Annotated in this window: 8 protein-coding genes; all 8 read right to left on the bottom strand. The window is 66.8% G+C overall.

Annotation, left to right across the window (positions count from 1 at the left end; all coding sequences use genetic code 11):
- Positions 1-6 precede the first annotated feature (6 nt).
- Positions 7-2,130 (bottom strand): transglycosylase domain-containing protein, encoded by a 2,124-nt coding sequence (locus tag PJB24_RS00820; protein ID WP_273841649.1) that lies wholly within the window; start codon positions 2,128-2,130, stop codon positions 7-9.
- 183 nt (positions 2,131-2,313) lie between these two features.
- Complete coding sequence (locus PJB24_RS00815) at positions 2,314-3,645, bottom strand: ABC transporter ATP-binding protein (protein WP_273841647.1); 1,332 nt, start codon at positions 3,643-3,645, stop codon at positions 2,314-2,316.
- Positions 3,646-3,654: 9 nt separating this feature from the next.
- Complete coding sequence (locus tag PJB24_RS00810) at positions 3,655-5,361, bottom strand: ABC transporter permease (protein ID WP_420541860.1); 1,707 nt, start codon at positions 5,359-5,361, stop codon at positions 3,655-3,657.
- Positions 5,362-5,604: 243 nt separating this feature from the next.
- On the bottom strand, positions 5,605-6,651 hold the full coding sequence (locus PJB24_RS00805; RefSeq protein WP_273841644.1) for a lysylphosphatidylglycerol synthase transmembrane domain-containing protein: 1,047 nt from the start codon (positions 6,649-6,651) through the stop codon (positions 5,605-5,607).
- Positions 6,652-6,654: 3 nt separating this feature from the next.
- Positions 6,655-8,406 carry a bifunctional lysylphosphatidylglycerol flippase/synthetase MprF gene (locus tag PJB24_RS00800; RefSeq protein WP_273841643.1) on the bottom strand — a complete coding sequence of 584 codons (1,752 nt, stop codon included), beginning with the start codon at positions 8,404-8,406 and terminating at the stop codon, positions 6,655-6,657.
- A gap of 16 nt (positions 8,407-8,422) precedes the next feature.
- Complete coding sequence (locus PJB24_RS00795; RefSeq protein ID WP_273841641.1) at positions 8,423-9,331, bottom strand: alpha/beta hydrolase; 909 nt, start codon at positions 9,329-9,331, stop codon at positions 8,423-8,425.
- Positions 9,328-10,002 (bottom strand): HD-GYP domain-containing protein, encoded by a 675-nt coding sequence (locus PJB24_RS00790; RefSeq protein ID WP_273841639.1) that lies wholly within the window; start codon positions 10,000-10,002, stop codon positions 9,328-9,330. Before PJB24_RS00790 ends, PJB24_RS00795 begins: the two co-directional genes overlap by 4 nt.
- A 161-nt stretch (positions 10,003-10,163) precedes the next feature.
- Positions 10,164-12,698 carry a glycoside hydrolase family 2 protein gene (locus PJB24_RS00785; protein ID WP_273841637.1) on the bottom strand — a complete coding sequence of 845 codons (2,535 nt, stop codon included), beginning with the start codon at positions 12,696-12,698 and terminating at the stop codon, positions 10,164-10,166.
- Between the last annotated feature and the right edge of the window lie 52 nt (positions 12,699-12,750).

Below are 12,750 nucleotides of genomic sequence, written 5' to 3'. Positions count from 1 at the left end.
AGGGGGTCACGGGAGGCTCTTCTGGATGCTCCTGAGGAGCCGGTGCAGCCCCCGCAGGAGGCTTGTACCCCCGCTGCCTTCGGGGAGGATCCCCTGCTTTCCCCGGCCGGCAATGCTGCCTGCCGGATGGACCGGCGGGGGTGAGAAGGCGTTTATGCTGGTGCCGCGCAGGCCGTTGTCCGCCAGGTTCTGGATGTCGTTCGGGGGCACGTAGATCGCGTGCAGCCCGGAGAAGTCGGGCTTCGGGAAACCGACATTCGGCTCGTTCCGGAGGGCTTCCTTGAAGAGCTGGATCATGATCTCCTGCGGGATACTCTCGCCGTAGACGTAGCCTATCCCCGGCACGTTCGCCATCGAGCCCCCCTGTGGGTAGCCGACCCAGACGGCCATCGAGTACTGAGGGGTGTAGGCCGCGAAGTAGGCGTCGTTGTCGTTGCTCGAGATGCCGGGCTTACCGGCGATGGTATGCTCGGTCTCGGCGTCGGCGTCGTGGAACCATCTGGGGGTGCCGTTCTTCATGACCCCTTCGAGAACCGAGTCCACGACGGCGGCCTGGTTCTTCGTGAGCGCCCGACGGGAGGTGTGGTGCGGCGTCCAGATGACCCGGCCGTTCTGTTCGACCTTGCTCACGACGTACGGTGAGTGGTAGACGCCCCCGTCGGCGAGCGTCGCGTAGGCCGAGGCCATCTCGAGCACCGTCACCCCCTTTTGCAGCCCGCCGAGGAGCATCGAGGGATCCCGGTTGAGGGACGAGGTGATCCCCATCTGGTGGGCGGTTCGGATCACGTTGTCCAGCCCCACCAGGAGCCCGAGCTGAACGAAGACTGAGTCGTCGGAGATCTCGGTCGCCTTCTCCAGCGTCATCGGCCCCCGCTGCCTGTAGGCGAAGTTGTGGATGCTCGCCGGGGTACCGTTCCAGGAGAACTGCAGGTTCCTCGAGACGAACACGCTCCTGGCCGGGTCTATGCCGTCCTTCACCGCGGCGGCGAGCACGAAGGTCTTGAAGGAACTGCCCGGCTGCCTGTATCCTCGGGTGGCGAGGTCGAACCCACCGGGGGTGATACCCTGCAGCGAGAGGACCGCCCCGGTGCCCGGCTGGACCACCGCCGAGGCGGCCGAGGGATCCACCGAAGGGTCGGGCAGCAGAGCTTTGGCGGAGTCGTAGGTGTTCTTCTGGAAGCTCTCCTTCATCGGGGTGTAGATCTTGAGGCCTCCGGTCTCCAGCTTCTTCTGGCCGAGCTTCCTGAAGAGGAGGTTCTTCACCGCGGTGGTGTACGCCTCATCCTGAGCGGGGGCCGAGAAATCGTAGGGGTGAGTCTGCAGCGGGGTCTTCACCGACTTCTCGTAGCGGGAGCGGGAGATCATGTGCTGCTCGAACATCGCCTTGAGGACGGCGTTTCGCCTCTGGGTGGCGGCCTTCGGGTTCTTGAGCGGGTCGAGGGACGTCGGTGCGTTGACCAACCCGGCCAGGGTGGCCGCCTGCGGCAGGCTCAGCTTGTTCGCGGGTACCCCGAAGTAAGTCAGGGACGCAGCCTGCGCTCCGTAGGCGTTATGCCCGAAGTAGACGGTGTTGAGGTAGTTCTGCAGGATCTGGTGCTTGGTGTGGCTCATCGCGTAGGGGACCGAGAGCGCCGCCTCGGCCAGAACCCGCCAGATGTCCTTCTGTCCCCGCAGGTTCTGCTTTATGTAGAGCTGCTTCATGAGCTGCTCGGTGAGCGTCGAGCCCCCCTGCCTCGGCGCCCCGTGGGTGATGTCCACGACTATCGCGCGGGCTATCCCTTTGGGATCTATCGCCGGGAACTCGTAGAAGTTGTTGTCCTCTATGGCGATGAGCGCCTCCGGGAGATACGGCGACATCTTGCTCAGGGGAACCACGATCCTGTTCTCGGACCCGAAGACGTAGCTCACCGGATGGCCGGAGGAGTCGTAGATCACGCTGCTCTGGTCGAGGGAAGGATGGGCGGCGAAGAACCCCGGCGGGATCGGCCCGTCCTTTATCGTGCCCTCGGCCTTTATCGCGGCGAAACAGATCAGGACCACCGCCCCCAGGACGAAGAGGCCGAACCATCTGCGCCTGCGATAGAGGCGCTTGCGGAACTCTTTCCTCTTCTGGCGCCTCCTGGCGCCCACGAACCTCATTCGACCACGATAGACCTTCACGTCGACATTCTCCACAACCGGCGCAGCAGCTTCGACCTCCCTCGAGCATGGAACCGGGGCGCTCGCCTACCATGATTACGCCCGACACGTAAAATAGTCGCTAAAACGTGGCCTCGGGTCGTGAAACCCCGTTCCTCGGCGGGACAGGCGGCCTTATCTCCGCTCGTCGAAGTTCGGGGTGCGGATCTCCCTGCGGGCGGCGTCGTACTCGTACAGCTCGGCGTATCTGCCCCAGTCCACGGCCACCTCGAGCTGCCGGCGCGCCTCCTCGGGGCTGAAGTGGTTGCCCAGAATGTCCAGGAAGAGCCCCTCGGGCAGCGCTCCGTCGGAAGCTCGTCCTATGACCCTCTCGATCACCCGCACGAGCCACACCCGCTCCCTCACCTGTCGGGCGAAGAGACGTTTGGAGATTTGGATGTCCGCCGATGCGAACTCGTGGCCCACTTCGGTCATGTGCACCTCCCCGCCTTCGGTCCTCACGAACCCGAGGAGCTGGCAGGCGTCGACGAGGGGCACCATGTCGTCGACCTCGAGGCCGAGGTCGGAGGCGAGGTCCGCCAGGTCCGCCACCCCGCCCTCGGCCTGCAGTATCTCCAGAAAACCCGACAACCCGTCGACGCTCGCGTGGGGGATCATGCCGGGGGATACCCCCTTCTCGCTCCCGGATTCCGTCTCACCCTCCAGCTCCCCGCGCAGCTCCTCCTCACGCCCCATCATCACCCCGTAGGTTCTGTCGAGCAGCGCCTCGAAAGCAGCGGAGCGCCGGTCGCGCGGACGCGGCAGGCCGACCACCAGAGAGTGCTTTATGCGACCGGGGTTGGTCCCGAGCACCACCACCCGGTCGGCGAAGAGCAGGGCCTCCTCGATGTTGTGGGTGACGAGCAGTATGGACCTCGCGGGAAATTCACCGGCCTGCCACAGCTCGAGGATCTCGGTCCTGAGGTTCTCGGCGGTGAGCACGTCGAGCGCGCTGAACGGCTCGTCCATGAGCAGCACGTCCGGCTCGACGACCAGAGCCCGGGCGAAGCCCACCCGCTGGCGCATCCCCCCCGAGAGCTCCTTGGGGTAGGCCGACTCGAACCCGTCGAGCCCGATCAGGTCTATCACCTTGAGCGCCCTCTTCCTTCTCTCCTCACGCGGCACGCCGCGGGCTTCGAGTCCGATCTCGACGTTCTGCTGCACCGTGAGCCAGGGCAGGAGCGCGAAGGTCTGGAAGACCACCGCCGTGCCCGGGTTGGAGCCGGAGAGGGGCCTGCCCCGGTAGAAGACGTTACCCTCCGAAGGCGGTATGAGCCCCGCGATACAGCGCAGCAGCGTAGACTTACCAGACCCGGACCTCCCGAGGAGGGCCACGATCTCCCCCTCGTGCAACTCGAGGTCTATCCCCTCCAGCACCGGGAGGTTCCCACCGGAGGGTGTCTCGAAATCCTTCCTGAGGTTGCATACCGAGATGATAACTTTGGACGTCGTCGTGACGGATGCCATCTTCTCCTCCTACAGCGAGTAACGGGTCTCTGCCAGAGCGTAGAGCCTGCGCCAGAGCAGGCGATTGAAGGCCACAACGTAGAGGCTCATCACCGCAACGCCGGTGAGGATCTGAGGCCACTGCCCGGTCGCCGTCGCCCGGGTGATGTAAGCCCCGAGGCCGGAGGCGGTGAGCGTGGTGCCACCGTAGCGCACAACCTCGGCCACGATCGAAGCGTTCCAGGCCCCTCCGGCCGCCGTGATCCCCCCCGTCACGTACGCCGGGAATATGCCCGGGAGGATCAGGTACCGCCACCTCTTCCACCTTCTGAGCCCGCTCGCCTCGGCTGCCTCCCGCAGGTCGGTCGGTATGGCCATGGCCCCTGCTATGGTGTTGAACAGGATGTACCACTGCGAACCCAGTGCCATCAGAAGGATGCCGCCGAGGTTCAGGCTGATACCGTACTTCAAGAAGAGCAGCGTAGCGAAGGGGAAGAGCAGATTGGCCGGGAAGCTCGCCAGAACCTGTATCAGCGGCTGTGCCAGGCGTGCCACTCTGGGGTTGAGCCCGATCCAAACCCCTACCGGCACCCAGACGAGGGTCGCGAAAACGAGCACGGCGAAAACCCGTCCGAGCGTGAACGCGCCGAGCAGGAAAGCCCCACCCAGACCACCCAGCCCCACCCCCCTGAGCACGTAGTCAGCCATGCGGTAGATCCCGTAAGCTATCGGGAGGAGTACGAAGGCGGCGAAGATAAAGTCCCCTGTACGCCCGGGGAGCTTCCTTCCGCCAGGCAACCCGCCCCCCGACGGATACTCCCCATCGCGCCCCAGTATCCGCATCATCCTGCCGAGCGGCTCGGTCACGACCGCCCAGGCTGACCCGGCGAGAGACGCGAAGATCGAACGCCGCAGCACCTCCAGCACCCAGGATCTCTGCACCTCGGCGGCCTCCGCCTCTTCGACCTTGAAGCGCTCGGCCCACGCGGTGATCGGGCGCCAGAACAGGAAGTTTATCGCGACGACCATGAAGGCCATCGTGACTATCGCGAGGACCACCCCACCCAGGTTCCCCCTCCTTATCGCCTCGGCGGCGAACGAGCCGACACCCGGCAGCTGGTAGTCGTGGTTGAGCACGCTGATCGACTCGGAGGCGGCGAGGAAGAACCACGCCCCACCGAAGCTCATCATCCCGTTCCACACCAACCCGACTATCGAGTTCGGCACCTCGATCTTCCAGAAGCGCTGCCAGCGGGTGAGCCTGAGCATCCGGCTCAGCTCGTCGAGCTCGCGCGGCAGCGCCCTGACCGAGTGGTAGAAGCTGAACGTCATGTTCCAGGCCTGTGCGGTGAAGATGGCGAAGATCGAAGCACACTCCAGGCCCAGCATGCTGTGGGGGAAGAGCGCTATGAACCCCGTGACGGTCACAGAGAGGAAGCCCAGCACGGGCACCGACTGCAGGATATCCAGAGCCGGCACGAGAACCTTCTCGGCCCTGCGGCTCTTAGCAGCGAGATATCCGTAGCCCAGCGTGAACACGACCGAGAAAAACAGGGCCACGAACATCCGGATCGCGCTGCGCAGCGCATAGTAGGGAAGCTCGGCCGGATCGGTGCTCACCCGCACCGGCCGCGAGGGGGTGAAAGAGGAGACCATACCCCGTCCGGCCCACACCACCGCGAACAGCAACAGGAAGATGCCCGCCAGCACCACGACGTCCACCATCCCGAAGGGCATCCTCCCGAGAGCCTGCCGGCTCGGGAAAGTCCGCACTCTCTGAGACACTCTCCACCTCCTCTCCGTGAGCGCATCGACTCAGGAGGCGAGGATCCTTCGAGCACGGACCCCGGGGAAGCAGGATGGTCGACCAACCACGCCCTCCCCGGGGTGGGATGACGCTCCGGTGGGGAGCGGGCCGCTACCCGGTGATCGGACGCGAGGCGAGCGACCCTCTACTACTCGGGCCTTCGTCCGCGTGGCTCAAGGATCGCTCACCTCCTCTTTCGGGCAGCTTTCTTCTCCGGCGGGGATTATATACCCGACACCCGGCACCCTGGTGACGGCCTCTCGGCGGAGAAGCCCCCGGTACAGGGGCAGGCTCACCATGAACGGCAGCACGTAGTAGACGATCCGGAACAGCAACGCGGCGAGAACCGCCTTGCCCAGAGGTACGCCGAGCAGAGCGAAGAGCGCGGACATCGACGCCTCCTGCACACCGAGCCCGCCGGGAACCATCGAGGCGGCGCCGGCCACCGCCCCGAGGACGAAGCCGGCGAGGAGGACGGCGGGTGCGAGGTGGTACCCCAACGCGTCGAAGCAGAACCAGAGCGCTCCCGCACTGCACCCCCAGTCGGCGACCGAGAGGGCGAGCGGCACGAGGGCGTTGCGCGGTCTGGAGCGGAGCAGGGCGACCCCTCCGCGGATCTCGCCCCACAGCCGCCCGAGGAACCCCCCCGCGAACGTCCCCTGCAACGCACGCCACAATGGAAGCCTGACCCTCCGAACCGAGACGAGCGCCGCCAGCGCCGCCAGGATCCCGGCGAAGAGCACGACCCCCCTCCCATCCGCCCCCCACCCCGCCGAAAGGCGGGCGCTGCCGAGCAGCAGGATCCCCCCGGCCGGGACGAGCAGCACCAGGATCAGGTTGTTCATCACCGAGTGGGCCATCGAGGCGGCGAGCATGTTCTCCGCCGGCCGGCCGCGGCGCCTCGCCACGAGCACCCTGAGCGAGTAGCCCGCGGCCCCTCCAGCAGAGGTGAGGTAACCGAGCGCGCAGGAGACGAACCCTACCGTAAACAGCTCCCTCCGGGCCAGGGAGACGCCGAAGACGCGTCCGAGCACGGCGAACGATCCGCTGAGGAAGAGGTAGGATGCCGCGGTGAGCAGCAACGCCGCGCCGACCGGCCAGGGCCGGGCCCGTACGAGCACCCCGCTCACATCACCCCGGGCCTGTACGACCAGGACGGCCCCCGCCGGGATGGCGACGGCGAGGAGCGCCACACCCGCCAGAACCTTCCACCGGCTCATGCCTCATCCACCCTCGGTGAGCATCACCAGCGCGAGCACCACCCTGGTCGGTCCGCTCAACCTCCCCCTGTAGACCAGAAAGCGCCTCTCCCAACGAGGCTCGAACTTCGCCTTGTAGTTCTTCAGCCCCTTGTAGGAGAAGAAGCGCGTGAGAGGCTCGGAGAGCTGCCCGAGGATCCTCTCCTCCAGCGGCGCACCGGGACGCCCCCCCGTACCGGAGAGAGGGGCGAGCCCCAGATCGAAGGTCCTGTATCCCCGCTCCCTCAGGTGGAGCATGGTCTTCGTGAGCAGGTAGTCCATCGTGCCGTTGGGCACCTCCGGCCTGTGGCGCATGAGGTCTATCGTGGCCTCGCCCTCCCTGTAGGAGGGGACCTCGTTGGCGAAGGCCACGACGCGGCCGTCCGGGTCCCGGACCAAAAAGAGCGGCGTGCCGCCGACGTACTCCGGGGAGAAGGACCCTATCGTGAAGCCCCGCTCCCTCCTGCCGGGCAGCGAGAGCCAGGCGCGGGAGACCTCCTCCACCTCCGACAGCAGAGGCCCCCGGTGCGGGGGCTCCGCCCGCTCGAAGGTGTACCCCTCCCGCTCGAGCCTGCGCACCACGTAGCGGAACCACTTGCGATGCGACGTCCGCTCGCCGAAACGGTCGAGGTCCACGATGGCCTCCTCACCTATGAGCACCGCCTGCATCCCGAAAGACTCGTAGAGCGGCAGGAGATGCTCTTCGGCCTCGTAGAACGCCGCCATCCACCCGTTGTCGGTGCAGAAATCGAGGAAGTCCTTTACGAGCCCCGCGAAGGCTTCCCGACGGCCCGAGGGATCGCCCAGCACGAGCGCGACACCCCGGGCCACACCGTAAGCAATGAAAGCGGAGCCGTCCTTCGAGAAGAAGTAGGACTTGTCCGGCTGAAGCTTGAAGTAGTCGAGGGAGGTCCCCCCGTACCGGTGCAGCAGCTTGCCGGCCCTCTCCCGCTCGTGCGGAAGGACCCTGTACCGGTAGGAGAGCGGCCTGAAGAGGCTGTAGGCGGCGAACGCGCCGCTCATCAGGCCGGTCCAGCCCAGCGAGTCCAAGAACCACTCCGCCTGCGCCGTACGGGGTCTGGGAAGTCCGGTCCCGAGCAGGGCGTAGGCACGCAGCGTCTGCACGAACGACGCGGCGAGCCTGAAGTTCGTCCCGAAGTCCCGCCGGTCGAGGAGCCAGAAGCCGAGCGTGCCGTAGGCGAGCGCGAACAGCAGGCTCCCCCCCATCAGCAGTAGGCCGCGCTTCATGCTGCGCGGCTCGCTGCGGACCGTGAACTCCCCGCGGAAGGCGAGCAAAAGGGCGAGGGTCAACGCCGGCACGACGAACCAGTGCTCCGGATGGTGCACGTGGTGGGGCACCCCCCGGTAGAGCTTCATCGCCCGGAAGAACAGGTGCCCCACGATGATCGCGGCCGAGCTGGCGGTGGCCAGCTGCCAGGCGACACGTTTGCGTCGCCAGAGGTTGAGCGAGAGGTAGACGAGGGCGAGCCCGAAGACGAGGCTCAGGGTCCGGTTCCAGTAGTGCAGACCGAAGGGCAGGCTGGAGGAGATGTTTCTCTCCGGCACCCGCACGATCTGGACCCAGAGTATCTCCAGCACGCCGTTGTAAAGGGCCGCGAGCGCGACCAGCCGGACGGCCCATCTTCTCGCCGTGCACGGCAGGATGTGCCCGGACAGCGTCTCCACCAGAGGGCCGATCCTCTTGCGCAGGGGCCGTTTCTCGATCTCCGTTCTCACAGCAAGAAAGCCCCCTCTACTCCAGATGCCTGCTCGCGAAGATCAGGAAAGCCGAGAGGTGTGCCCTCCACAGAGCCCACGAGTGTCCGCCACTGTAGACATGGAAGGAGAGGTCCGCGTGCCTGCGCTCGAGCTCGTGCGCGAACCGCCCGGTCTGGCGGAGGAACACGCCGTCGCTCCTGCCGGCGTAGAGGTAGAAGGCGGGGAGCTTTCCCTTCAGATGGCTCAGGTAGTCCATCGGGCTGTTGCGGAGGGCCTCCACGCGGGCCCGGTGCCCGAAGAGACGCCTGGCGTCGTTCGGGAACATCTTGAAATACCCGGAGAAGCTCCCGATCACCCCGTACTCGCCGCGGTGTTTGAGGCCCAAATTGGCGGCTCCGAATCCTCCCTCCGAGAGACCGGCTATCGCCCGCCCGCCGGGGCCATCCACCGTGCGGTAGTGCTCGTCTATCTGCCGCACGAGATCCCGGGTGATGTACGTCGCCCAATCTCCCTCCGCTCCGTTCACGTACTCCGAGGAGGGGGAGAACTGCGAGGGGTTGCCCTGGGGCATGACCACGATCATGGGCCGGACCTTGCCCTCGGAGATCAGGGCATCCATCCTGTCTTTGATCCCGCCGACGTTCACCCAGTCCTCGGGGCGGCCGGGGGAGCCGTGCAGCAGGTAGACGACGGGGTAGTGCTCGAAGTGGTTTTGCAGAGCCCCGTAGCCCGGGGGCAGGTAGATGAGATACCGCACCGTCTCCCCCAGGGCCCTGGAGTAGAAGTAGTGGGTCTGTACGGTCCCCGATGCGCCGTGGTTGACGTTGGGGTCACCCCAGAAGGTGCGGTACATGTAGTAGTTGTAGCCGGCGAAGGCCCCGCCCCCCAGTACGAGCAGCACGGCGGCCACGGAGAAGAACGTCGCCACCCTCCGGCGCTTCACGGCGAACCCGCCTCCCGGCGCACGTCCTGCAATATCAGGGCGGAGAGGGTGTCGAAAACGCACCCGTCCAGCGTGAGGCCCGCCGCAGCACCCAGCACGTCGAGCGCGTCTTTCGAGCCCAGAGGCCGGTGGTAGGGCCTATCGCCCACCAGCGCATCGTAGGCGTCCGCCACGGCGACGATCCGGGCCTCGAGCGGGATCTCTCCCTCCCTGAGCCCCGACGGGTACCCGCTGCCGTCGAGCCTCTCGTGGTGGGAGAGCACGGCGCCCGGGACTTCCGTCCCTGGCAAAACCTCGCGCACCAGCGCCGCGCCGAGCTCCGGGTGGAGCCTCATGCGGGCCCACCCCCGCTCGTCCAGCGCCCCCTCCCCGGCGAGCAGGTCTTTCGGGACAAAGAGCTTCCCGACGTCGTGCAGGAGGGCCGCGAGAGCCACGGCGCGGACTCTTTCGGAGGAGAGGTCCATGGCGAGGGCGATCCTGCCCGCGAGCGAGCACACGCGGCGGGAGTGCTCCGCGGTCTGCGCGCTGTGTCTCTCCAGGGCATCCACCAGCTCCACGACGGCCGCATCGGCCTCTACGCCGACCCCCGCCAGAACCAGCCGGGTCCGCAGCCCCCAGGCGGGACCAGGGGCCCGGATTGAATCACCCGTCTGCAGCACGTTCTCGCTCATCTCGGACCACAGGACACACCGGCGGCACTCCCTCCCGGCTCCCCGCCGGGGAGTCGCCCTGGAACCCGTCCGTCCGGTCTCTCCCGCATGGCGAACCATGAGTCTGCAGACGCAGCCTTAGAATTTCCTGAGAGGGAGGTAAACATTCGATAAAGCTTTTCCTACCCGGCCGGGAGGACGTAGAGGCTCGCGGAGGAAGAGCCGAGCAGCGGACATCTCGCCACGAGGCGCACCCGTCCCGGAGCACCCTTTTTCGACCTGATCCAGACGGCCCCCGTTCCCCCGTTGGCTCCGAGGTCGAACGGGTTGTCTCCGACCAACAGCGCGGGTCCGCTGAGGTGGAGGTAGACCCGGCCAGAGGCGCGGTACCGGGGCGCGCCGTAGCGATCCACCACCTGAAAGTAAGCCCGGGTCATGTCCGAGCCGTCCGCGAGGAGACGATCGTCGTCGAGCTTGAGGAGCAGACGGTCCCCCGAAGGGTCGGAGGAGAACCTGCGCGTGATGACACGCCGGCCCCGGACGTAGCCGTCTATCCTGAGCTCGGGGTACCCCGAACCGTCCACGGTGAGGTCCACGACGAAAGGCGGGTGCTCGAGGTGGGGAAAGTCCGCGCGGTCCGGGAGCAGCGAGGCGAAGTGCCTCCCCCCGACGAAGACCTCCAGCCGCTCGCAGTTGGACCAGATGGTGGACTTCCGGCCGGGTCCTCCCGGGGGCGCGTACGGCCCGAAGTCCCAGTAGAAGGCCGGTTCGATCACGGGGCGCACCGAAGGATCGACCTGCGCGCGGTAGAAGGCCGCCCCCGGCTTGGGAACCCGGAAGACGTCGCAGACGCCGGTCCACTTTACCCCCCGGAAAGAGTAGCCGTGGCCCGAGGGGTAGTCGAATGCGCTCCACGCCAGCAGCCCGCAGTAGCGCTCGTCGGAGGCGGCCCGGTCGTGCACCGCGGCGTGCAGTATCGCCTGCTCCTGCTGCACGCGCCCGGTGTCGATCCTGCGGTAGAAGTGCGGACCGACTATCGCACCTATCGCCTCGCTCACCAGGTAGGGCATGTCCACCCTCGGCGGCCTCAGCACCGGCAGCCGGAAGTTCCCCGTCCTGCTCCGGACGTACTTCCTGGTGTAGTCGTTGAAGGAGAAGACATCCTCCGCAAAGCTCCGCGTCGAGTATGGGTCCTCTTCCCTTCCTTTCCGGCTCTCCTTGATCCCCCCGGACTCCTCGGGGGCGCGCTTGACCGCGCCGGTCGTGGGACGCGAGCCGTCGAGATCCCGCGCGATCTCGCGCGTCCTGCGGTAGAGCGCGGGGTCGTTGCGCGTCTCGTTGAGGCGCGTCCCCCAGATGACGATCGAGGGGTGGTTGCGGTCCCGCAGGATCATGCGCCGCACGTCCCGCAGTACGTAGCCCCGCCAGCTCGCATCGCCGATGTAGTCCCAGCCCGGGGCCTCTTCCCAGACCAGCAGCCCGAGCTCGTCGCAGGCGTCGAGGAAGGCCTCCGACTGCGGATAGTGCGAGCAGCGGACCATGTTGCAGCCAAGCTCTCTTTTGAGGATCTCGGCGTCTCTGCGCTGCACCCGCGCGGGCATCGCCCCCCCGACGTAGGGATAGAACTGGTGCCTGTTGAGACCGAAGAGCTTCAGGCGGTGCCCGTTGAGGAAGAAACCTTCCCTGGTGAAGCGTGCCTCCCGGAAGCCGGTCCGGGTCTGGAGGCGGTGGACGACTCGTCCCGCCAGGATCAGGCTGAGGGCGACGTCGTACAGGTTCGGGCTCCGCACGTCCCAGAGCTTCACGTCTCCGAGAGAGGTGAGCGTGAGGTGCACCCTCCTGCGGCCCGGCTCCAACCCCGGGAGTCGGACGGTACTCTCAGAGATCACGCTCCCGCCCTGAAGAAGCTCGGCCCTCACGTGCACGGGAGAAGGCGTCCTCTGCGCCGAGTCGATCAGGCACTCGACCTCTAGACGCCTGCGCGCCGGGTCGAGAACGTCGGCCGGACGGGCGAACGGGTACGCCAGGAACGTCTGCGGGTACACCCTGAGGTACGCCTCCCGGTAGATGCCCCCCGGCTGCCAGTAGTCGATGGAGGCGGGCCCGTAGGGCCGGGGCCTGTCCGGCGGGACGTTCTGCCCCCAGCGGGCATCGACGACCACGGCGAGCTCGTTCTTCCCGGGTCTGAGAAAGCGCGTGATCTCCCGCTCGAACGGCACGTATCCCCCGAGATGCCTGCCGGCGAAGCGCCCGTTAACGTAGAGCAGGGCCCCGGTCAGGATCCCGGCGAACTCCACGAACACGCGCCCGGCGAGGGCGTTCCCGTCGGCGATCACCTCCCGCCGGTAGACCCACAGGTGCTGCCAGCGCTCGGGCCTCCAGTCGCACCACGAGAGACGCACGACGGTGTGCGGGAGCACGGCCTCCTCGTAGCGGGAAGGCCCCCGGTAAGGCCAGAGCCCGGGCTCCTCGAGCCGCCCGTACTCCCAGCCGTCGTTCAGCTCGAGTACGGCGGGTGAGACATGCGCGTTCGCCCGTCCCGTTCGATGTGGAGCAGGTGGAGGTATCCTCCCGTCGGCCCCGAGAAATCCGACCACGCCCGCCAGCGTGAGGCCCAGCTTCAGGAAGCCCCTGCGGGAGACGGTGGGAGCCGTCCCGTCCCGGAGATCACCCGCCGGCTCCAATACCCTCCCACGCTTCAGCTCAGGAGCCTTCATAGCCGGGATTGCAATCCGCGATCCTGAGAAAACGATTAGCGTCCCGCAGAGA

Origin of the sequence: Rubrobacter calidifluminis (genome assembly GCF_028617075.1) — a bacterium.
Classification (GTDB): domain Bacteria; phylum Actinomycetota; class Rubrobacteria; order Rubrobacterales; family Rubrobacteraceae; genus Rubrobacter_E; species Rubrobacter_E calidifluminis.
This window is presented reverse-complemented; position numbering and strand designations above follow the sequence as displayed.

Excerpts from the sequence above, each read along its gene's own strand:
- PJB24_RS00815 (WP_273841647.1), bottom strand. The coding sequence starts at position 3,645 with ATGGCATCCGTCACGACGACGTCCAAAGTTATCATCTCGGTATGCAAC.
- PJB24_RS00810 (WP_420541860.1), bottom strand. The coding sequence starts at position 5,361 with ATGCCCTTCGGGATGGTGGACGTCGTGGTGCTGGCGGGCATCTTCCTG.
- PJB24_RS00805 (WP_273841644.1), bottom strand. The coding sequence starts at position 6,651 with ATGAGCCGGTGGAAGGTTCTGGCGGGTGTGGCGCTCCTCGCCGTCGCC.
- PJB24_RS00790 (WP_273841639.1), bottom strand. The coding sequence starts at position 10,002 with ATGAGCGAGAACGTGCTGCAGACGGGTGATTCAATCCGGGCCCCTGGT.
- PJB24_RS00785 (WP_273841637.1), bottom strand. The coding sequence starts at position 12,698 with ATGAAGGCTCCTGAGCTGAAGCGTGGGAGGGTATTGGAGCCGGCGGGT.